Annotated in this window: 14 protein-coding genes; 5 read left to right on the top strand and 9 right to left on the bottom strand. The window is 50.6% G+C overall.

Going from position 1 to position 21,735, the window contains the following annotated elements; genetic code table 11:
• Positions 1 to 67: 67 nt before the first annotated feature.
• Together ACXAH1_RS11205 and ACXAH1_RS11200 are read left to right on the top strand one after the other, a co-directional pair.
• Entirely contained in the window at positions 68 to 2,158 is a 2,091-nt protein-coding gene (locus tag ACXAH1_RS11205) for a TonB-dependent receptor plug domain-containing protein (protein WP_475196727.1), read from the top strand.
• 245 nt (positions 2,159 to 2,403) lie between these two features.
• Complete coding sequence (locus ACXAH1_RS11200) at positions 2,404 to 2,886, top strand: hypothetical protein (RefSeq protein ID WP_138546116.1); 483 nt, start codon at positions 2,404 to 2,406, stop codon at positions 2,884 to 2,886.
• A gap of 90 nt (positions 2,887 to 2,976) precedes the next feature.
• Here ACXAH1_RS11200 and ACXAH1_RS11195 read toward each other — a convergent pair whose 3' ends face one another.
• Together ACXAH1_RS11195 and ACXAH1_RS11190 are read right to left on the bottom strand one after the other, a co-directional pair.
• A complete protein-coding gene (locus ACXAH1_RS11195; protein ID WP_475196725.1) occupies positions 2,977 to 5,073 on the bottom strand; it encodes a winged helix-turn-helix domain-containing protein in 2,097 nt (698 codons plus the stop codon).
• A gap of 678 nt (positions 5,074 to 5,751) precedes the next feature.
• Entirely contained in the window at positions 5,752 to 6,000 is a 249-nt protein-coding gene (locus ACXAH1_RS11190; protein WP_475196724.1) for a hypothetical protein, read from the bottom strand.
• Positions 6,001 to 6,346: 346 nt separating this feature from the next.
• On the opposite strand from ACXAH1_RS11190, the gene ACXAH1_RS11185 reads away from it, so the two are divergent.
• Positions 6,347 to 7,978: an MBL fold metallo-hydrolase gene (locus tag ACXAH1_RS11185; protein WP_475196722.1), complete on the top strand. Its 1,632-nt coding sequence runs from the start codon at positions 6,347 to 6,349 to the stop codon at positions 7,976 to 7,978.
• Between the two features lie 57 nt (positions 7,979 to 8,035).
• Here ACXAH1_RS11185 and ACXAH1_RS11180 read toward each other — a convergent pair whose 3' ends face one another.
• The 3 genes from ACXAH1_RS11180 to ACXAH1_RS11170 are packed head-to-tail and all read right to left on the bottom strand — an operon-like array spanning position 8,036 to position 12,473.
• Complete coding sequence (locus tag ACXAH1_RS11180; protein ID WP_475196720.1) at positions 8,036 to 10,447, bottom strand: ABC transporter permease; 2,412 nt, start codon at positions 10,445 to 10,447, stop codon at positions 8,036 to 8,038.
• Positions 10,448 to 10,492: 45 nt separating this feature from the next.
• Positions 10,493 to 11,185 carry an ABC transporter ATP-binding protein gene (locus ACXAH1_RS11175; RefSeq protein WP_475196718.1) on the bottom strand — a complete coding sequence of 231 codons (693 nt, stop codon included), beginning with the start codon at positions 11,183 to 11,185 and terminating at the stop codon, positions 10,493 to 10,495.
• A 43-nt stretch (positions 11,186 to 11,228) separates the two neighbouring features.
• A complete protein-coding gene (locus ACXAH1_RS11170) occupies positions 11,229 to 12,473 on the bottom strand; it encodes an efflux RND transporter periplasmic adaptor subunit (RefSeq protein WP_475196716.1) in 1,245 nt (414 codons plus the stop codon).
• A 245-nt stretch (positions 12,474 to 12,718) separates the two neighbouring features.
• On the opposite strand from ACXAH1_RS11170, the gene ACXAH1_RS11165 reads away from it, so the two are divergent.
• Complete coding sequence (locus tag ACXAH1_RS11165; RefSeq protein WP_475196714.1) at positions 12,719 to 14,131, top strand: sigma-54-dependent transcriptional regulator; 1,413 nt, start codon at positions 12,719 to 12,721, stop codon at positions 14,129 to 14,131.
• Positions 14,132 to 14,140: 9 nt separating this feature from the next.
• Positions 14,141 to 15,472, top strand: coding sequence for a sensor histidine kinase (locus ACXAH1_RS11160; protein ID WP_475196712.1), 1,332 nt, complete (start codon positions 14,141 to 14,143; stop codon positions 15,470 to 15,472).
• A gap of 86 nt (positions 15,473 to 15,558) precedes the next feature.
• Here ACXAH1_RS11160 and ACXAH1_RS11155 read toward each other — a convergent pair whose 3' ends face one another.
• From ACXAH1_RS11155 to ACXAH1_RS11140, 4 genes are all read right to left on the bottom strand, one after another.
• Complete coding sequence (locus ACXAH1_RS11155; protein WP_475196710.1) at positions 15,559 to 16,953, bottom strand: esterase/lipase family protein; 1,395 nt, start codon at positions 16,951 to 16,953, stop codon at positions 15,559 to 15,561.
• A gap of 321 nt (positions 16,954 to 17,274) precedes the next feature.
• Complete coding sequence (locus tag ACXAH1_RS11150) at positions 17,275 to 17,412, bottom strand: hypothetical protein (protein ID WP_475196708.1); 138 nt, start codon at positions 17,410 to 17,412, stop codon at positions 17,275 to 17,277.
• Between the two features lie 71 nt (positions 17,413 to 17,483).
• Complete coding sequence (locus ACXAH1_RS11145; RefSeq protein WP_475196706.1) at positions 17,484 to 18,932, bottom strand: esterase/lipase family protein; 1,449 nt, start codon at positions 18,930 to 18,932, stop codon at positions 17,484 to 17,486.
• Positions 18,933 to 19,470: 538 nt separating this feature from the next.
• A complete protein-coding gene (locus tag ACXAH1_RS11140; RefSeq protein ID WP_475196704.1) occupies positions 19,471 to 21,663 on the bottom strand; it encodes a TonB-dependent receptor in 2,193 nt (730 codons plus the stop codon).
• Between the last annotated feature and the right edge of the window lie 72 nt (positions 21,664 to 21,735).

Genomic DNA, 21,735 nt, shown 5'->3' with positions numbered 1-21,735 from the left:
CCAGTCGCTGTAACCTTTAGCATCCGCAGTATCATTTATTCCTGTCCTGAGGGTCAAGTAAATAGTTATGTCTGATACGTTACGTTCTGCCGGTTTGGTTTTGTCATTAAGTTGTGTATCTCTGGGGATGTCGGTGAGTGTGGCGGCGCCGCTGAGTCCGCTGGCCACTGCTGTGAGTGCTGAACTGGTTGCGCCTGGGCATGAACATGAGTCCCATGCTGAAGAAAAGCATGAAGACGGGGGCCATGATGCGCATGCTGACGATGAGCACCATGATGATCATGGTCATGAAATGGAAAAAATCGTCATCCAGGCGACGCGCTCTGGCCGGATTGCCGATGAGCAGCCGGTGCGGGTGGAGCTGATCAACCGCGAAGAAATCGAAGAAAAGGCAGCGATGCGTCCGGGTAACATCTCCATGCTGGTGGCCGAAACCGGCGGTGTGCGTATGCAAACTACCTCGCCAGCGCTGGGCAGCGCCAATATTCGATTGCAGGGTTTGTATGGTCGTTATACTCAGCTACTGGCCGATGGTCTGCCGCTGTATGGTAATCAGGCAGCATCGATTGGCCTGTTACAAATTCCGCCAACAGATCTGGGCCGGGTGGAGATCATCAAAGGCTCGGCGTCGTCTTTATATGGTGGCTCGGCGCTGGGTGGGGTGATCAACCTGATCTCCCGCAAGCCGGGCGACGAGTTCAAGGGCGAGGTGCTGCTGAATCTGACCACTCGTGATGGCCAGGATCTGACGTCTTATATCGAAAGCCCGCTGACTGATGACCTGAAAGGCTCGCTGACGCTGGGTGCCCATCATCAGAAGTCCGAAGACATAGACAACGATGGCTGGTTCGATTTGGCCGGGTATGAGCGCTACACAGCACGGCCACGCTTGTTCTGGGAAGGTGAGCAGGGCGAATCCTTGTACGTGACGGCGGGTGCCATGACTGAACAGCGCACGGGGGGAACCAAAGATGACTTTATCATGGCAGATGGCAATCCGTATGTACAAACGCAGGATTCAGAGCGTCTGGACGGTGGGTTTGTGTATAGCCAGCCGATGTCCGACACGCTTACGCTGCATGCACGCTCATCGGCCATGGTGCAAAATCATGAGCACGGCTTTGGTCTGGTACTGGAAGAGGACAAGCACGAGAGCTATTTGTTTGAAACCAGTGTCAGTGGTTACAACGACACCACCGACTGGCTACTGGGCGTGGCCTATCAGTCGGACGTGTTTGAGTCTGAGACATTTCCGAGCTTTGATTATCGCTATGAAGTGCCAGGCCTGTTCGCTCAGTTGGATCACACGCTGAGCGATACGCTGACCGCCTCGGTGAGTGCGCGGGTGGACGATCACAATGAATATGGTACTCAGTTTAGTCCGCGAGTGACCTTGTTGTATCGTCCGGGCGAGCTGACGGTACGCGGCTCCTATGCACAGGGCTATTTTGCACCAACGCCTTTTGTGGAAGACATTGAAGCGGCGGGCTTATCGCGTTTAGCACCGATAGGTGAATTGCAGGCAGAGGAAGCCGAAACTGCCTCGCTGGACTTTACCTATACCTTTGATTCGGTTGAAACCAGTCTGACCCTGTTCGGCTCAAATGTGGATAACGTGACTGAGCTGGAGGTGGTGCCAACATCGGATGGCTCGCAACCCACTCAGGTACGCTTGATCAATGCGCTGGGCGAGAGCCAGATCCGTGGCTCAGAAGTGCTGCTACGTTATTACTGGCGCGACGTAAAACTGACTGCCAGTTATTTATATCTGGATGCAACCCAAAGCGTGGATGGTCGGGCGCGTACAGAGATTGCGCTAACGCCCAAACACTCGGCCGGATTTGTGGCCATGTGGGAGCAGCACGGTAACTTCCGCGCCGGGTTTGAAGCCTATTACACCGGGCCGCAGCGCCTGAATGCTAACCCGTTTGTCACTAAGTCCGACCCATACTGGCACCTGGGCCTGATGGGGGAGATCACCACCGGGCGTTACAGCTGGTTTATTAACTTTGAGAACCTGCTAGATGTAAAACAAACCGACGAGCATCCGCTGTTGTTACCACAGCAGGCAGTCAGTGGTCAGTGGACCACGGATATCTGGTCGCGCAACGATGGCTTTATTGTTAATGCCGGTGTGCGCATTAAGTTTGGTCATTAACTGAATAACGGGGTCAGTCGACTGATCCCTTTATTCCATTCAGTCCAAGCCCACAGATTTCCCACCCCTTAATTTATTGTCACCCCCCAATATGGTGATGGTTCTTCCCCGCCTGGGGAGTAACATGCTCTGTAATTGATGGATACATTAGTTGCATGTGTTCAGGCCAACCTAGTGTACGTTTAATCCGCGTTGTACCTGTCTGAGTGCATTTAAAACGATAAAACAATCAACAGGGAAAAAACATGAAACTTAAATCACTTTTTTTGACTGCGGCATTATTATCTGTGAGTGGTGCTGCCAGTGCGGGCTTTGTGAGCAAAGCCGATTACTACAAATACAATTACTATAACCATGTTGTCATGTTTGGTGGGATCGGGTCGGAAGTTGGCTTGTGTAAGGACCAGAACGGCTTGTTTGGGACTTTCTATCGCAATGCAGAAATCTGTCATGTTGGCTGGCATAGCAAAAGCTATGTCGCACCAGATTATCATGTGCTGGTTGAAGATGGTAAAAAGTACTTCAGAACGCTTGATTTGATCAGAGGCGTTCAGTTGTTCAGTGCCGGGCATTCTGCATGTTCACCCAATTCACCGAAGCTGGATGGGTCAAGAGTGATCATGGGTTACTATGTGAAGGATCATGGCAAGTGTTATTACCCTATGGGAAGTCGTCAGTACTCGGCACCAGTAGGTGGCTTTACACACGTTGTTTATAGCTACAGATAATCTATTTCGCTGAGTTTTGCACTGTTATTCACGCGTTATGAGCCAGCAAAGGCATGCTGACAGGTATGCCTTTTTTGATCCTTAAAAACGTTACTCTATGAGAATCAGCTCCTGGTCTATACCAATAAACTGCTCCAGCAAAAGCTGATCCTGATGCACGTCGTTTATTTTCCAGGCGGTGGGTTTGAGTGTACGAAGTGGTTTAATCAGAGTGCCGTTTAAATCGAACTGGTTCAGCGTCAGGCTACTCTGGTCAACGCTGAAGATATGCCCGCCTTTTATCACCATAGCGCGACCGTTCAGAGATGAAAGCGCTGTGGCGTGAGCAGGGTTTTCACCTAGTGTGAAGCGTTTTACTTTACCCAGAGCGTCACTGTAGTATACCTGCTTATTAGCCTGCCATGCACGGTGTACGCCGTTTACCCCCAATTTTTTCAGCTGGTTACTTACTAAATCATATAGATACAAACCGCCGGGCACGGGGTCGTTGATCAGTACCAGCAAGTGCTCCGGGTTACCCCATGTCTGAACGGAATGAATCGGTAAGGTTGTACTCAGGCTCTGCTGTCGGCCAGACAAGTCCGAGATATAAAGTTTGCCACCTTGTGCCCAGAGCAATTGTTTTGCATCAGGTGACCACACAAGCCCGTGGATTGGATGCGTTACACTGGCATCGCTCAGCGCAGTTGCCTTATTGCTCTGCCAAACCCAGAGTTGATCAGTACCGTTACGATTGGACACAAAAGCAATGTGCTGGCCGTCGGGTGAAAAGTGTGCCTGCCGCTCCTGTGCCTGTGTGCGCGACAGGCTGGTATAGGGCAGGGCACGGGCGTTTAAATCGTGATTTATGTCTGCCGCTGTGTCGGCTGAAGAGGAGTTGCTAAGCAGCAGGTGCGCAATATCGATGTCTTTGCCACCGTGAATGGCTGCCAGAGTGTGATCAATTGGATGTTTGTCTGCAAAGAGAAGATGACTGGCCGGAGTCGAGATCTGGCTTACCTTACCCCCGAGGCTCAGGGTGTACAGCTGACCGTTGCTGACTGCCAGCAAAGTGTTACCGTCGGGTGTAAACCGACCCGGCAAATAGGTGTTCGGGTCCATATGTGGCAGCAGAGTGATTTGATTGCGCTGTAAGATCTGCGCCTCTTTATCCATAATCCTCAGTATGTGATTGAGCTGTTTGTCCTGGCTTAGCAAGGCAAAGCGCTGACTGGGCGCATGATAATCAAAGTGGTAAAGGTGTTCGTTTTTGGTGGAGAATAAGGTATTGATACTCTTAGTTAAGTCGTTGTACTGAACCACCTGACTTTGACCCGTTTCGTGTTGTAAGAAGGCGTAAACGTGATTGGGCAGTGCTCTGGGAAAATGAGGTTGAGTTTGGTTGCACAGATAACGTGATTTAATGGATTGCGGCTGACCAAGTGCCTGCGCAAAGTCCAGTGAAGCCAGCGTCCAGCAGGGCTGGGTGTCGACCTTATCGCGCTCCAGGTTGCAATCTGCTTTGGCGGCAAATACCAGCTCTCGACCGTCGGGGGTAAAACTCGCAGCACCAAATTGTCCGGGTGTGTGACTGAGCTGATACTCTTTGTGACTGCTAATATGTCTGGCCCACAGGTGGTTGCTGCAACTGCCGGCATAGCGATTAAAGATCAGGTAGTCGCCATCGGGACTAAAAATAACATGCGATTCATGAGCATCCGTGTGGGTTACTGGGGTCAGGCGAGTGTATTCAGGGCGTCGATTATCGGGCCAGAGCAGATACAATAAAGAACACAGTAAGAGAGTGCTTACTACCAGTTTTAATGCTTTAAAATAAGGGCTGTTGGTTATTCTGGTTGCCGGCTCAACCGAGGACTCCGGCCAGCGCACCTGAGCAATCAGGCGATACCCTATTTTTGGATGGGTGGCGATAATGGTGGGATTTTTGGCGTCGTCTCCCAGTACTTTGCGCAAAATGGCAATGCAGCGTTGCAGGGCGTTGGGCACCACTTCAGCACCTTGCCAGACCTGACTCATTATCTCCTGATGGGTGACCACCTGTTCGCCATGCTCACGCTGACGTTGTGCGAGTAGCAGCAAGACCTGCAACACTTTTGGTTCTACATGGGTTTGCTGGCTATCCTGGATCACCACAGAGCGCGACAAATCAATTTCATACGCGTTTATAAAGAATCGTGTCTGTGTCATTGCAACTCGCTACTGCCTGAATCCGCCATTGAGTGTACGGTGCAATGCCATCACTGTCGAGGTGTACAGCAGCAGACGCTGGCCTGTAATTTGTGACATTGTTTTGCAGCAGACAGTTATGTGATGAGGTATACGACTGAGTAACGCTTTTTTGCTGTGCCGCCTCATCCCAATCCTTTTTTCTGCTATGCCGCCTCTCCCTGACCAGCGCTCCCTTTGTCAGCTAAGCCGCTTCATTCCGGCCAGTGCTCCCCTGTCATCCCGGCCCCCGAGCCGGGAACCACCCAAAGCACGGCTCAGGTGCTAAGGAAAGTAATATGAGGCTGTATGTGCCTGACGAAATCACCTTGTTGTGTAGCCCTCGACCACAGTGCCCTTTGTCAGCTACGCCGCTTCATTCCGGCCAGTGCCCCCTGTCATCCCGGCCCCCGAGCCGGGAACCATCCAAAACACGGCTCAACTGCTGAGGAGAGTAATTTGAGGCTGTATGTATCTGAGTGAACTTACCTTTTGTATAGCTGGTGAGTAGATCCCGGCTCGGAGGCCGGGATGACGGAGAAAGGGGACACGGAACAGCGGTTTTTGGTCAATAAATGGCTGTAATTGGCGTACAAGGAGGTGGGAAATATTCCTCGATTCTATGGTTTTGGCTCATCGGCTCTGCGCCGAATGCCCCTTTTAGTCGTCATCCAGTTTAAGCGTCTTGTCATCCCGACCAGCGCCCCTGTCATCCCGGCCTGCGAGCCCTTTGTCATCCCGGCCCCCGAGCCCTTTGTCATCCCGGCCCCCGAGCCGGGAACCACCCAAAGCACGGCTCAGGTGCTGAGGAGAGTAATATGAGGCTGTATGTATCTGAGTGAACTTACCTTTTGTATAGCTGGTGAGTAGATCCCGGCTCGGAGGCCGGGATGACGGAGAAAGAGGCATCGAATAGCGGAAAAGGGGGACAGAATAGCGGAAAAGGGGGACAGTATAGCGGGGAAAGGGACACGAATAGCGGAAAAGGGGGACAGAATAGCGGGGAAAGGGACACGGGATAGTGGGGAAAGGGCGACAGAATAGCGGAGAAAAGGGCGGGAGAATGGGTTTTGGGAAAACGGTGGATTTAAAATATATCTAATAAATTCAGTTTTTTATTTATATTCACCAAAAATCCAGACGGTAATTTGCAGCCCTCAGTAATTCATCAGCTTTTCATTAGGGTGGCTTTGTGGCCTTGTTTCGCGTGTTTACGTTCAATGGCGCCAAGTAAAAACAACAGAGCGCTAAGCCTATGTACTATGACAATAACAAATGCTGTACTTATCCTGCCGGACATTTCTTCAAGCACTTTACCAATGTGGCAGCCCGCCTTAAGCCTGGGTTGATATTTTTGGCCGGGCATCCCGTCGTTCTGGTGCTGATTTATGCCATTACTATGATGGGAATATGTCCATTGTCTCATGCGCAATCGCGCGAAGCTCAGATCATTGAGCGTTCGGTTCAGGCATATGGTGGTGAGCACTTGCTAACTATGCCCGGGCTGATAGTCAATGAACGCCTCTCTCACTATTCGCAGTGGCTCAGTGGTGATGCTCGTCAGGGCTCTATGGTCACTTATCTGAGTGAACTGCAAAACGACTACCGCATCGATTTTGCGGGTAAGCGTAAGGTCTTTAAGCAGGCAAACTCGAGGCGGGTGGGCAGTCATGGCAGCGATGTGCCAGAAGTGCTCCATCGTCTGTATATCAGTGACCAGGGTACAAGCGTGGACCATGCTCTTAAGCGCTACCAGCCCGGTTCACGGATCACTTTTGACAATACCACTTTGGGGTTTGAAGCCATGCTGGACACTCTGGTCGTTCGTAAGCTGGCGCAGCATAAACAAGCCAGCCAGTGGCTGGGAGAGGCATACATTGCGGGTATGCCTCATGATGTGATCACAGCCCCTTTGGATAATAACCCGGAGACAAAGCACACGCTTTATCTGAATCAGCATAGTGGTTTATTAAGCCGTATGATGACTGAGCAGCAAGGTCAAAAGCGCTTTTATGATTTTATGGTGCACCGTACCACACAGGCTGTGCGCTGGGCGTCTGAGGTGTTGGTCAGCACGGCACAGGGGCCGCAGTATCACAGTAAATCGCGCACCGTTAAGGTGGCGCGACCTGCCGAGCAGTCGTTTCATATTCCAGCCGGTTATCAGCGAGCACCTGAAGTCAGGCCTTATGATGTATCCAAACTGACAGTACGCACACTGGCAGACGGAGTGTACTTTGTGGGGCAAGACTGGGGGTATACGTTATTTATTGATGCGGGTGAGTATCTGGTGTCGGCGGGGACCTGGCAGATGAGCCAGCAGGCCGGAGCCTGGGCAAAAGCACTGGCAGAACTAAGGCAAAGCAAAGCGCTGGATAAACCCGTGAAATACCATATTGTCACGCATCATCATACCGACCATCTGAGAGGGCTGGCAGACACAGTAGCGGAACATACCACTTTACTGGTGCATCCGGCAGACAGAAGTGCGGTCGCCGATGAACTGGGCACACAGGTTAAGATTGAGTCGATCTCTACATCTTACACTTTGGCCGGGGGGAAAATTCGCCTGCTGGATGTACCCAACAGCCATGCTGCGCATAACCTGGTAGTGTATCTGCCTGAATCGCAGATCCTGCTGACGGAGGATATGTTCGGCAGCAGCTTTGAGCATGCGCTGCACTCGCCTGCTCGCTGGCCGGATCTCGACACCTACTATCGTCTCGACGCTCTGGTGGACAGACTCACGCAGCAGGGCATAAAAGTCGCTCAGTATGTGTCTTCGCATCATGGCAGAGTGTTGACACAGGCCGACATCGATCGAGCTATGGCAATGCCTCGCACAGCACGGGAAGTGTTATTAAAGCGCTTGTTTGCATCACAATAAGAAAAAGCGGCACCCGCTATACACAGGGTGCCGCCTGGTTGTGGCTAACGGGCGCGGTTACTCATATCTGAGTATCAGCGAAGGACGGGTGCTAGCCGCTTTAAAGGCCAGACAAGCGACGGTCAGCCAGGTAATGGCCAGCACACCCAGTGTGGCAGCAGCATACATCCAGGTCGCTTGCTCAATACGGTCATTGAAGTTGTTCAGCCAGAGGTTCATGAGCCAGTAACTCACAGGGATCGCCAGCAGGGAGCCTGCGCCTACAATGGTGATGAATTCCCTGGATAAAATCGTCACTATGCTGATACGTGAGGCGCCCAGCACCTTGCGTACGGCTACTTCTTTTTGGCGGCGAATAGTGGCGAACGAGGCCAGTCCTAAAATCCCCATACAGGTCAACACAATGGACAGCGTACTGAATAACAACACCAGCTGCTGCATTCTGAACTCGTTGATATGGGCACGCTGATAATCGTCTTCAATCAGACTGATCTCGACCTCAGGCATGGCCAGTTCATTTTGAATGATTTGCTCGGCCTGGCGCATCACCTGCGCTTTATTTGCCCCCGGATGCAGCTTCATGACCAAAGTGCCTATCGCCACGTTGATATCGCCTGCGGTGAGTAAAACAGGCAATTGTTGCTGACGCGCTGAGCCGATTTTTATGTCTTTAACAATGCCGATCACAGTGGCACGGGCCCTACCATCATGTGAGCTCAGGGTCTGGCCAAGCAGCACGCTGGGGTCGTCATATCCGGCTTGTTTTGCCAGACTTTGTGACAGCAACACGGAAAATGATCGGATGTTGTCATCGCTGACTTGGATCCAGTCTCCGGCAAACTGAGGAGAAAAATCACGCCCCGCGACCAGCTCCAGCCCCAGTGTCTCAACGGCATGGAAGCCGGCGGCTATGGTAGGTTGCGTGCCTTCAAGGCGCTCTCCGTTCGGGAACACCAAAAACAGCTCTGAAGTCATATCATTGGTCAGTAAAGTGTCTGACTGAGTGACCTGAGCGACCCCTTGTAATGATTTCAGGCGCCGCAATACATGAGGCTCGGCTTGCTGGTAAATGGCTTCTGCAGGCAGGTTTTTGATGATCAGTCGGTCATTCTTGGCATACCCTACGGGCAGATCATTGATCAAGGCCATTTGTTTGTAGACCACAGCTGCCGCGACAATCAGCGCCACAGACAGTGCACCTTGCAGGCCCAGCGTGAGTTTACGTACCCAGATGGCGGTTTTACCCCGCTGCAGATCGCCACTGAGTACGCGTTTGGCACTGAAAGAAGCAATAAACAGTGCCGGGTATAAACCTGATATCACCCCGATTAGCGCAACCACTGCCATCACAGCAACCAAAAACACCGGTGAGAAGCTCAAAGACAGGCTGCGCTCCAGCAGCTGATTAGCATAGGGGATCATCATTTCCACCAGGGCCAGTGCAACCAGTGCCGCAATCATGACAATAAACAAAGACTCGGTTAAAAACTGGGTGATAAGCTGAGGTTTACTGGCACCCAGCGCCTTGCGCACTCCCACTTCCTTGGCGCGTTTTGCAGCACCGGCAATGTTGAGGTTGATAAAGTTCACACTGGCGATCACCAGCAACAATACGGTCAGTGCAATACAGACCTGCATCACCAGACGCGAGCCACCTTGTTTCATTTCGAACGGACCACTGCTGTTAAAGTGTAGTTCCGACAGACGACTTAATTCCAGCGCACGAAGTTTGCGGCGGCCGGTCGATTGCTCTCGCATGGTATCCGTCATCTGCTGTGCCAGCAGTGCGGCATCCGCACCCTCAGTCAGGCGCATATACACATAGCCAATGAATGGCATCTTGGTGGCTTTGGGCAAAGCGGTTAAGGTTTCAAACACAAAGTGGGTGTTGTCCGGTAAATCTTCAAACACGGCGGCAATTTCATACTGGCCCTGCTCATACGATAAGGTCTTGCCGACGGTTTGCTCGCTGCCAAACAGGCGTAATGACTGGGCACGACTGATGGCCAGCAGACCCGGGCGGCTCAAAGCTCGGTTGAGGTCGCCGTGCAGTACTGTCATCGTGATGAAATCCGGCAGATTGGCTGTGGCCAAGTAAACTTTGCTCAGACGGACTTGCTGCCCGGCCACGCTGACATCCAGTGCCATTGGCTCCGCTGAGTAGGCCAGATTGTCGGTCGAGACCAGCATCATGATATCCTCAACCTGAGCATGGCTTTGCATATTCAGCGCGTTTTGTGAATCTGACGCGGCGATCAGTTGCAGACCCCATGCCCGGTAATCGGTATGAACACGGTAAACGCGCTCGGCGTTGGGGTGTTGTTTGTCAAAAGACAGCTCATACGCGGCGAACAAGGCCACCATAATGGCCGCCGCCAGACCGATACTAAAGCCGGCCAGATTAAGGGCAAAATGACGGGGGTCGTTTTGCATGGCCCTGAGTGTGGTTTTAAAATAATTCACTATCATAACGGGTACTTCCTTCTTATTCTGGGTATCACGAGGCGGGCTCGTTTAAGCCGCTGGCGAAACACTGTTGGCTTTATCCAGCATGATCTGACCATCCAGCAGACGCACCAGACGATCGGCATAAGCACCTTCTTTTTCCGAGTGGGTCACCACAATGACCGTGGTGCCTTCGCGGTTTAGCTCGCGTAGCATGGCCATCACCTCTTCGCCGTTTCTGGAGTCGAGATTACCCGTTGGCTCATCCGCCAGGATCAGTTTGGGATTGATCACCAGCGCCCTGGCAACCGCCACCCGTTGTTGCTGACCGCCCGATAATTGCTGTGGCAGATGGTCGGCGCGATGGTCAATGGCAACCCGTCTTAAAATTGCCTCAACCCGTTGTTTACGCTCTGCTTTAGAGATGCTCTGGTATTGCAGAGGCAGTTCTACATTTTCAAAAACCGTGAGTTCGTCAATCAGGTTAAAGCTCTGAAATACAAAGCCGATGGAGGCTTTGCGCAGTTCAGCGAGGCGTTTTTCACTGTATCCGGCTATGTCGGTACCGGCGAATTCAAAGCGGCCTGAGGTTGGTGAGTCGAGCATGCCCAGAATAGAAAGCAGCGTTGATTTACCACACCCCGACGGGCCCATGATGGCCAGGAATTCTCCTTCACTGACCTGTAAGTTAATGTCACTTAGTGCGGTGGTTTCTACATCTTCGGTACGAAATACACGGCTTAGGTTCGTCAGTTTAATCATCTTTGCTTCCTCAATTCGGTTGTTCTTGTTCTGTGCTTTGGGGCTAATTCAGTTGTAATATCTGTGCTTTATCAAAGTGGCTGTAGCCAGAGGTGATCACTTGATCGCCAGGCGCCAGTCCGTCTAATACTTCAAAGTAGTCACGGTTTTTCTTACCCAGCACGATATTTTTGCGCACGGCAGTGTCGCCTGAGACCACATAGACCCAGTTGCCGCCACTGCTGGTGTAAAAGGCACCGCGGTTGATCAACAGGGCGTTATTTTTGCTGTCTCCCAGCAGCAGTGCCACATCCAGGTTCTGACCTCGTTTTATCTCTTGCAGTCCGGCGGGCAGTGCCACCTCAACCTGAAATTGCGCGTTGGTAACCCGGCTGTCGATTTTGCTGACCTCTGCGCTGACTTGCTCAGTTCCCAGTGATACCTGCACCGCCATACCTGTGTGCACCTGGTTCAGATAAAACTCATCCAGCCGGACGATGAGTTTGAATTCATTGGGCATATCTATCTGGCCCAGTCGTGCGCCACGCTCTTTGGATTCACCCATTTCAACATCCAGCTCACTCAGATAGCCAGAGACAGGGGCTTTGACGAGCAGATTGTCCAGATTATGACGGGCAAATTGCAGGTTTTTTTGCAGCATGTCGGCGCTGTCTTCCAGCTGGGCAACCTGCACTTCACGAATGGTATTTTCCTGCTTCTGGCGCTCCTTTGTCAGCGCTTTGCGTGCTTTGTAGTAGGCCAGATCATCTTTGATTTCGTCGAGTGTGTCCTGCGCCAGCATGCCTTTTTTGGCAAGCAGCACAGACTGCTTGTAACGCCTGTGCAGGTGGGTGATCTGACGTTCAATTTCCAGCAGGTCGCGGCGCAGATTCAGGCGGCTGGTTTCCATGTTCATTTGTGTGTTACGTAAAAAATTGAGTTGTTCAGTCACCTGGGCCTCGCGGCTCATCACATCCAGTTGCAGGTTCGTATTGCTCAGGCGCACCAGAGGCTGGCCTTTCTCGACATACTCCCCCTGTTCAACCAGTCGCTCTTCGACCCGGCCACCAGAGACGGTATCCAGATAAATGGTGGTTTTTGGCACCACCTGACCACGCAGGCTCAATGCATCAATAAACGGACCCTGTGTTACTGTGCTGATGGTCAGGCTGTCCAATGGCACATTCTGGCTGCGTCCGTTACTGCCTTGATGAGTAAAGGCATACGCCATGGTCGTTGCTAACACAGCGGCAACCACGCCTGCTTTAAAATGCTTCTTTAGTCCTGAGCGTTCGATTTTTTTATCCATGTGCAACTCCCGTTGTCAAACTGTGTTGAGCCATGTTGGTTGGCTGATGCGCTAAATAAGTCAATCATTATGCCAAAAATTAAAGTTTAATAAATACAGTTGCTTAGTGTGTTTTTGCACTGGTGTAGTGGGAGAGAGTGTCCGCTTATAGCACAGTGTGAGCAGGGCAACTGCCCATAAATGGACACATCCTTGCGAAGTAAGCTAAGCTAGTACACCCATAAAAAATAAAACAGGGACAGACAGTGAGTGCAAAACAGCCCGGGGCCATTTTAGTGGTGGATGACAATCCGGATATTCTGATTGCAGCGCGGTTGCTGCTCAAACAACACTATCAGCTGGTTAAAACCACCGATAACCCGTTTGATATCGAAGACATAGTCAAAGCCCACGGCATTGAAGTGATCCTGCTGGATATGAATTTTAACCGCGATGCCATCAGTGGTCAGGAAGGGTTTTACTGGCTGAAGAAAATCATCAGTCAGGATCCCAGTATGGTGGTGCTGCTGATGACTGCCTATGGCGACATTCAGCTGGCGGTGGATGCCATTAAGGCCGGGGCTGCAGATTTTATTGCCAAACCCTGGCAAAACGAGCAACTGTTAGGGGCGGTCGCAGCGGCGTTTGCCCATGCCAAAGACAAACAGCAGCTTGGTAAGCTGACCCGTCAGACACAAGGGCTTAATCAGGCTTTGAGTGAGTCATCCACGGGTCCTGCTTTTGACTTTCTGGGCCAGAGCGCGGCCATGCAGCAGGTGTTCGCTACCATAGACAAAGCAGCTCAGTCTGATGCCAATATATTGATCACCGGGGAAAGTGGTACAGGTAAAGAGCTGGCAGCGCATGCCATTCACCGTGCAAGTTTGCGCGCAGCCCAGCCTATGATCAGCCTGGATATGGGGGCGATTTCCGAAAGCCTGTTCGAAAGTGAGCTGTTTGGTCATAAGAAAGGGGCTTTTACCGATGCGAAAACCGATAAGATTGGACGCTTTGAGCTGGCCAGTGGCGGGTCGCTGTTTCTTGATGAGCTGGGTAATTTGCCGTTAACGCATCAGGCAACGCTACTGGCGGCGCTGCAAAATCGCTGTATTACTCCGGTAGGCGGCACCAAACCGGTGGAGGTGGATATTCGTCTGATCTGCGCAACCAATGACAACCTGCAACAGGCAGTCAATGAAGGGCGTTTCAGACAGGATTTATTGTACCGCATTAATACGGTGGAGATCCGTTTACCCCCATTGCGTGGGCGCAGCGAGGATATTCCTTTACTGGTGAACTATTATCTGACGCATTTTGCGCAAAGATATAAGCGCTCGCTGGATATTGCACAGCAAGATATGGCCGCTTTGTGTGCCTACCATTGGCCCGGTAATGTCCGGGAACTGGCCCATGCCATAGAGCGCGCCGTGATTTTATCCGACGGTGATATGCTGGATGTCAGCTCCGTCGTTGGCACCACCGCGCAGGCGGTTGCACCTGAGGGAAATACAGGCGAGGGGATCTGTGCCAGTTACGATACCTTTGACTTGGAAGTACTGGAGCAAAGAGCGATCCGTGCCGCCCTGAAACACTATCAGGGTAACGTCAGTCATGCCGCCAAAGCATTGGGGCTGACCCGGGGAGCCATGTATCGGCGGCTGGAAAAATATGGGCTGTAGGGAGCAGCTATGTCTTATCTGAAACGTCACCCGCGCTGGTTGCTCGCTTTACAGCTGGGTGTGTTGTGCATGCTCGCCAGTGTTGCAACCGGACATTATCTGCAAAGCGGGATCAGCGCAACCTGGTTGTTACTGGTGCTGATAATTGCGGTGTGTGGTGGTGCGGTATTTTCCTTGTTTGTGCAGCAGCAAAAGCAAAGCACCGCGGTGATCCGGGCATTGGTCAATGGAGACAGCTCATTGCGGCTGAGTCCCAGTCATCCGTTACACCAGGAATATGACGAGATCCGCCATACCCTGCAGGCGGCACGCTTTAAAGCAGAGCAACAAGCGCAGTTTTTTCAGGCCTTGTTACTGCATATTGATCTGGCTGTACTGGTCTGTGACAGTGAAGGTCAGGTGATAGAGTCTAACCCGGCGGTGTCGCGTTTGCTGGGCAAGCCAATTAGTAGTGTGAGTGAGCTTGAGCATCTTGGCGAGCTAATCTTAAGCTGTGACACGCATCTCAAAAGCAGTGCTCCCTGGCAGCACGGCGAGCAGCAGGATACGCTGTCAGTACAGATAAGCGTGGCACAGATCCAGGGGCAGATCCGTAAGGTGATCACCCTGACGTCGATCCACAATGCTTTGATCAATAAAGAACAGCAGGCTTACAAACGCCTGACTCAGGTGTTGACTCATGAAGTCGCGAACTCCATCACGCCTTTATCGTCGATTGCGCAGTCTTGCCGGGGGTTATTACCGGAGAGTTTGTGTTTTGATGATGAAGATGACAAAGACGATCTGCTTTTGGCGCTGGATACGCTGGCTGCACGCACCGAACATCTTGGTGAATTTATTACCCGATTCAGAGCAATCAGTAGCTTACCGCGGCCCAGTCTGAATGCCACCGCATTGGCACCGATATTAGAGCGGTTAGTGACACTCCATCAGCGCCAGCTGGAGCAAGCTGGGATCCGCTGTGAGCTCGAGGTCTCAACTCATCTGCTGGTGATGCTGGACGCAGGCCAGGTGGAACAGGTGCTGATCAACCTGTTTACCAATGCAATCCAGGCGATTGAGCAAAGTCAGGCATTACAACCTCACAGTATTGAGGCACCGGTTATCGTTCTCACGCTGGCGCAAAACGAGGCACAGCAAGTGTACGTTGAGATCCAGGATAACGGGCCAGGCGTTGAGCCTCACGTCATTGACATGATGTTTGTGCCTTTCTTTACGACCAAACAACAGGGATCGGGAATCGGTCTCAGTCTGTCGCGGCAGATCATGGTCAGCCATGGCGGCGATCTTATTTATATCCGCAAGCCTCAGGGCGCGTGCTTTCGCTGTGTGTTTGGATGACTGTCAGCGGGTAATTGAGTGGGTAATTGAGTGGGTAATTGCGAGCAGAAATCTCTGGCTCGCAACGTGGTTACCAGAACCCTCGGTTAGTTCTGGTATCTGTCCAGCCACTCACGGATTTTTCTGGCTTTGCTGTAAGTGAGTGTCATATGTTGTTCGTTGTAGCCCGGGTAAGCCGCGACTTCATCCCAGTTGTTTGCACTGCCAGCAAGTGCTGAGTGGGTTGAAACAAACGAGTGCTGCTGTCCCAGTGTCACATAGGGAGTGATTGGATGTGGTTGATTTTCGATGAGATCGGAGAAGACCTGGTAGAAATCTGCATAGCCTCCTGCCACATTGTCAACACTTGGCTGGGTATAGACTTTGAAGTATTCGCTGCCACCCAGATACCATGGGCGGTGCAGTTTAAAGTGTGAGGTCATTTTTGAACTTGGTGCACCTTGTGTTCTGCTTTGCGCGCCATTCGTGATAGCCAGAGTGGGTACTGTCTGAACGTGCCCTAAGCTTGCCAGTTTGGATAGTAATGCACTTCTGTCACTTGAGCCTGATGGCGTGTTGATAATCAGCTCTTTAAAGGTTTTGGTTTCCAGTCGGTCCTTAATGGCTCTGAGCTTTTTACGTGCAGAGCTGCACTTAGGTATTTCACCACAGGCGACAACGTCGACTTTATCGAGTAAACGGTTTGTGTTGTCTAATATGGAGCGAGGGAAGTTTGCGCCATAGTGAGGAGCATCGAATGAAATAAAGGTCGCAACCTTATTCAGAGACCCTGTTTTTTCGATTTCACGCAGTGCAAAACGGGTTGCAACCCCACCCATTGATAAGCCGATAAATGAGCTGGATGTCACACCAGGTTTATTATTTAACATTTCAACCAAACGTTTCACACCATCAGCATTGAACTCAATGCCGCGGTCCTGTTCTCTGTAGCGGTATAAAATTACATCGTAGCCGGCGCTTCTTAAGCTTGTTGCCAAGCCTCCCTGATTTATATCATAGTAAAAATCTCGTGATGAATAGCTAGAGCCTTCAACATCAATGTGATAGGGCTGGACAATCACGACTGGCTTATCCAGGCGATTATCGTTGCTTAAATACACATCGGCAATACCGTAAACATGTACAGGCGTATCAATCCAGCTCAGGCAAGTGCGAGGTGGTGCCATAATGCCCTGATCTCCGGAGGGGTTGCTCACCTTTTCCTGAGCATTTGAACCATAACTACTCCATAGCTCACAGGTCCGCTCTGTTTCCGTAGACTGAACTCCCCAATAGTCTGACGGAGCACTCGATAGATGGTAATTAGCTTCCATGGTGAAAGGGACGAATGGCGTGACTTTTGTTGAGTGGTGCTCAGTGCCAAACAGTGAAATTGTATGCGAAGCATTGACTGTGAGGCCGTACTCATCCGTTGCAGAGTGTGCCTGACAGGTCAAAGTTATTGCCGCGACTAGTGTTGTAAAAAGTGCTGATTTCTTCATTTCTATCTCCTTGTATGAATCTTTTTTTGTGTTGCTGGTATGTATATTAGTTTTCTATTATGTCAATAATTAGTTTGTTTTTTGTTTTTTGTTTTTTGTTTTTTGTTTTTTTTGGGGGGCCAGAAGAGGATTTGCTCACTTTGAACGGGACGTAATACCAATTTGCGTCATTAGGCGTTCTATTTTGAGGCGAGAAAATATGGCGATTACAGCGCTTCCATGTTCTGCTACTGCTGTAGGCACATTGGTAGGCGATATGGATAATGGTGACCTTTTTACAGGGTCATGCCTCTAGCCGACCTGTGGTTTGGATATGTTCGGCTATGACAGGGTCAATATAGCAATGGCAAGATAAGGAGAGGCCTGCCCGCCCGTGGCGGTCGTTTGCATGGTGGTATAAACAGATAATAGGCAGAACACGTTGTGCTCTGCCTGGTTCACATTCGTTTGATACGCCATGTACCACTATACTAAGCCTGAGGCCCTGCAACTTGGATAAACACAGAGTACCATTCTGTACGAGCTGTGAATTAGTTCTGGTATCTGTTTAACCAATCCAGGATTTTCCGGGCTTTGGTGTAGGTCAGAGTCATATGCCGCTCGTTGTAGCTTGGGTAAGCCGCAACTTCATCCCAGTTGTTGGCGCTGCCAGCAAGTGCGGAGTGGGTTGAGACAAACGAGTGCTGCTGTCCCAGTGTCACATAGGAAGTGATTGGGTGTGGCTGATCTTCGATGAGATCAGAGAATACCTGGTAGAAATCAGCATAGCCCCCTGCCACATTGTCGACACTTGGCTGAGTATAGACTTTGAAGTATTTGCTGCCACCCAGATACCATGGGCGGTGCAGTTTAAAGTGTGAGGTCATTTTTGAACTTGGTGCACCTTGTGTTCTGCTTTGCGCGCCATTCGTGATAGCCAGAGTGGGTACTGTCTGAACGTGCCCTAAGCTTGCCAGTTTGGATAGTAATGCACTTCTGTCACTTGAGCCTGATGGCGTGTTGATAATCAGCTCTTTAAAGGTTTTGGTTTCCAGTCGGTCCTTAATGGCTCTGAGCTTTTTACGTGCAGAGCTGCACTTAGGTATTTCACCACAGGCGACAACGTCGACTTTATCGAGTAAACGGTTTGTGTTGTCTAATATGGAGCGAGGGAAGTTTGCGCCATAGTGAGGAGCGTCGAATGAAATAAAGGTCGCAACCTTATTCAGAGACCCTGTTTTTTCGATTTCACGCAGTGCAAAGCGAGTAACAACTCCACCCATAGACAGACCTACGAAAGAGGTTGAAGAGATACCGGGTTTAGCGTTGATAATGTCCAGTAATCTTTTCACACCATCAGCATTAAACTCGATACCATTGTCCTGATTTCTGTAGCGATACAAGATCACGTCATAACCTTGTCTTCTGAGACTGCTCATCAGGCCACCCTGGTTTACGTCGTCGTAAAATGCTTGTTTGGTGTAAGCTGAGCCCTCTACATCTACATGGTAGGGCTGAACGACGACGACCGGCTTATCCAGCACATTGTCATTACCCATATAGACATCAGCGGTACCATAGAAATGTCTTGGGTATTCAGTCCACAAACGGCAGGTGCGCTGCGGTGCGACGACAAATTCTTCCGCAACGGGCTGAGCGTTTAGGGCCTGTGTTTCGTTGCCCATGGTTTCTGGCAGGTCAACACCGCGTGGATCCTCGCCATCCCACCATTCACAAACGCGATAAGTTTCAAGGGATTGCACATACCAGGTGTTACCGTAGCTACTGCTTGTTGTAGCCAGGTTTTGGGCAACGCCAGGCTTGAATGGGGTCACCAGGCGGTCAGCGGTTGCTTTGTTGTTACTTTGTTCGCTGCCAAACAGTGAAATGGTATGAGATGCATCGATTACCAGACCATATTCATCTACCTGCTGACCTTGTGCCAGTGCCGTATGTGCCGAGAAGGCCAGCATGGCCATAGAGAGCGTTTTTATTTTCATTGTTATTTTCCTGTTGTCTTTGTGGTCCTTTTTTAGGAGCTGGTAATGTATTTATTTGTTACCAAAAGATCAACAGCGTGTTTTGTTTCATAATTCCTTACTGTTTTTATTTTGTAAATTATTGTCTTTTGGTGAGTGTTTACTTAATAAAAGGATAAATTCTTCTGAGTGTGAGTTAAGTCTTTTGCTGAAATATGCCATCAAAGTAACAAGTGATGTTTTTTACCCATTGGTAAAAAAGGAGATATTTTAAAAACCCATTATATTGCTTGGAAACCAGGTTACGACACAGCGCGCTCACGGTGCTGATTGTGAAAAAGTGAATGAATTAACCATATGTAACCACCAGATAGGGAGGAAGTTGAATAGTGTGAAAAATGCACTGATAAAAAATAAGAAAAATTTGCAAACGGATATGCACGCTGTGTTTTTAAGGCGGTGGGCCTGTGCAGCAGGTGGGCGCTGACACATAAAGAGGAAAGCTCGGGTACTGTTTATGCCACTTTAAGCTGTCGGTACATAAAGGGTCAGTAACTGTTCAGTAACTAATATGCACACTCAACTCGACCGTTCTGGGTGCGGCAATAGCAGCCTGAGCGGGATAGAAAATATCCGCCCATGGTACATATTCTTCGTTCAGTAGATTGCGTACGCTGAGATTAAAGCGGGTATGCTCAAACTGATAGGCAGCAAACAGGGTCAGCGTCTCATAGCGTTTGAAGGTAACCGAATTTTGAAAATTGGCGTAGCGGTCACTGACATGACGTATACCCCCACCAATTTCCAGCGGTAATGACAGGACCTGATCCCAGCTAAACCAAGCATTGGCGACAATTTCAGGCACATTAGGCGGGGTATGGCCACTGGCATTCACGCCAAAATCCGGGTCGACGAAAGACTCATAACTCGCCTTAGTGTAGGCGATATTGCCACCGACACGAAAATGGGGCGTTGGCTGACTGGTGATCGCCAGTTCTAGCCCCCGCGCAACATGGGTCCCCGAGTTACCTACCGTATCATGAGATGTCAGTAGCAGGATGTTACGGCGAGCTATATTATACCAAGCCGCGGTCAATTCACTGTGCCAGGCCGGCAGTATGGCTTTCATGCCCACTTCGTACTGGCGTATATCTGTAAAATTGAAGTTTTCACTGGCGTTGACCAGATAAATATTGGATCCGACCGGATCGTGCCCGGTGCTCCAGTGCGTATACAGGCTGAGTGACTCGTTGAGCTGATACGTCGCACCTAACTGATAGGCAAGGGGGGTAAAAGTACGCTCAAAACTTTCATCTATAAGAAAAGTTCCTGAATCATCATAGTTGTCTCTGTCCAGTTTAATGTGGTCGCGCCGCAGCCCGCCAAACAGGCGCAAACTCGGGGTTACCGACAGCGTATTATTAACATACATGCCCCATTGCTGGATGTCGGTTGGACTGAGGTGTTTGTCCAAAGCGCCGAACTGACCAGCCACAGGCTCAAATAACGAGACGCTGTCTCCTGCGGGAAATCCTCGCTCCCGGCTGAAGTCGGTGACTTTAAACTCAGCGCCAAAGGCTAACTGATGCTGCATCTTGCCAATCTTGTGGCGATAAACCCCTTCGAACTGGTTGCCGTAAAAGGTGTGGTCGTGGAAGACAAAAAAGCGGTCCCGATCGACTAAGCCTGTTGCGGGATTAAATACATAGCTTTCTGCGTTTTTCCAGGCGCGGTCCGCTTTGAAGTGAAACAAGGTATTGGTCAGCGAGAGTGTGTCTGTTGGCTGCCAGTTTATGTTCAGGCGAGACCATAAATGTTCCGAGTCTGAACGGCTGTCTTCAACATTATAGTTTAGATAGCGGGTATGCTGATCCAGCACCCGGCTGTCGTTGGTAGTGACTATGTCGTCCATTGGTTGCTGCGCAAACTGCACAGGAATAAAAGGCGTGCCCCAATAAGCCGGCAGGTCATCTTCCAGATAATCAAAACTGAGCAACCAGCTCAGGTCAGGGGAAGATTGCCAGAGCAGGGAAGTGGTTGCATTTAAAGAGTGGGAATGCGTTTGGTCAACCCAGCCGTCTGACTGCGCTTTATTAATGTCGACCCGCGCTGCGCTTTGTGCTGAAACGGGAAGGTTTATGCCTATGCCCCATTCCCGGGTATCGAAGCGAGACTGAGAGACAAAGGCTTCTGTGCTGGTGGGGGCGTCCAGTTGCGGCTTTCTGGTCACCATATTGATGGCGCCAGACGCCGTTCCCTGACCATATTGTAATGTGGCGGGTCCTTTGATGACATCTATTTGTTGCAGGTTAAAGGTGTTGTGTGGCCGCATCGTCATGGAAGCCGGACCCAGTTTAATGCCGTCCCGTAAAACCGAAACGGAGTCGCGAATAAAGCCTCGCATAGCAAAGCTGGAAGGTTCAGCGGGGGACTCACCCGATATGACTCCCACCAGATTCTCGACAGCACCGGTCACTGAGGTCAGGCCGCGTGCACGCATGGTTTTACGCTCAATCACATCTATGCTGAAGGGTAAATGCAGTGCTTTCAGGTTGAATGGGTTCGCACTGGCAGGGGTGGTTTCCAGATTCAGATCACGCACTGCGGAGCCTGTCAGGTTCACCTTAAGTAGCTCATCCAGGCTCATTTCAAACAGGTTGGTGCTTTCAGCAGCCTGTATGCTGGCAGCAAATGGCCATGCACAGAGTAACAAAAGGGGCTGACTGGCACCACGCAGCTTCATTTTTATCATTCAGAATCATGTTATTAATCTTGTGTTTACTTAGTGTAGTTCAGTATGGTCGGTTCGTCCGTGAGACAATTA

The organism is Pseudoalteromonas sp. AWH4_217, from assembly GCF_056161105.1.
The sequence above is the reverse complement of the archived record's forward strand: the minus strand, read 5'-3'. Positions and strand labels throughout refer to the sequence as shown.

What these genes read in the sequence shown, in the direction of transcription:
- ACXAH1_RS11170 (WP_475196716.1), bottom strand. Translation starts at nt 12,473, where the DNA reads ATGGATAAAAAAATCGAACGCTCAGGACTAAAGAAGCATTTTAAAGCA.
- ACXAH1_RS11200 (WP_138546116.1), top strand. Translation starts at nt 2,404, where the DNA reads ATGAAACTTAAATCACTTTTTTTGACTGCGGCATTATTATCTGTGAGT.
- ACXAH1_RS11145 (WP_475196706.1), bottom strand. Translation starts at nt 18,932, where the DNA reads ATGAAAATAAAAACGCTCTCTATGGCCATGCTGGCCTTCTCGGCACAT.
- ACXAH1_RS11185 (WP_475196722.1), top strand. Translation starts at nt 6,347, where the DNA reads ATGTACTATGACAATAACAAATGCTGTACTTATCCTGCCGGACATTTC.
- ACXAH1_RS11140 (WP_475196704.1), bottom strand. Translation starts at nt 21,663, where the DNA reads ATGATAAAAATGAAGCTGCGTGGTGCCAGTCAGCCCCTTTTGTTACTC.
- ACXAH1_RS11180 (WP_475196720.1), bottom strand. Translation starts at nt 10,447, where the DNA reads ATGATAGTGAATTATTTTAAAACCACACTCAGGGCCATGCAAAACGAC.
- ACXAH1_RS11155 (WP_475196710.1), bottom strand. Translation starts at nt 16,953, where the DNA reads ATGAAGAAATCAGCACTTTTTACAACACTAGTCGCGGCAATAACTTTG.
- ACXAH1_RS11195 (WP_475196725.1), bottom strand. Translation starts at nt 5,073, where the DNA reads ATGACACAGACACGATTCTTTATAAACGCGTATGAAATTGATTTGTCG.
- ACXAH1_RS11205 (WP_475196727.1), top strand. Translation starts at nt 68, where the DNA reads ATGTCTGATACGTTACGTTCTGCCGGTTTGGTTTTGTCATTAAGTTGT.
- ACXAH1_RS11175 (WP_475196718.1), bottom strand. Translation starts at nt 11,185, where the DNA reads ATGATTAAACTGACGAACCTAAGCCGTGTATTTCGTACCGAAGATGTA.
- ACXAH1_RS11160 (WP_475196712.1), top strand. Translation starts at nt 14,141, where the DNA reads ATGTCTTATCTGAAACGTCACCCGCGCTGGTTGCTCGCTTTACAGCTG.
- ACXAH1_RS11190 (WP_475196724.1), bottom strand. Translation starts at nt 6,000, where the DNA reads ATGCCTCTTTCTCCGTCATCCCGGCCTCCGAGCCGGGATCTACTCACC.
- ACXAH1_RS11150 (WP_475196708.1), bottom strand. Translation starts at nt 17,412, where the DNA reads ATGGCGTATCAAACGAATGTGAACCAGGCAGAGCACAACGTGTTCTGC.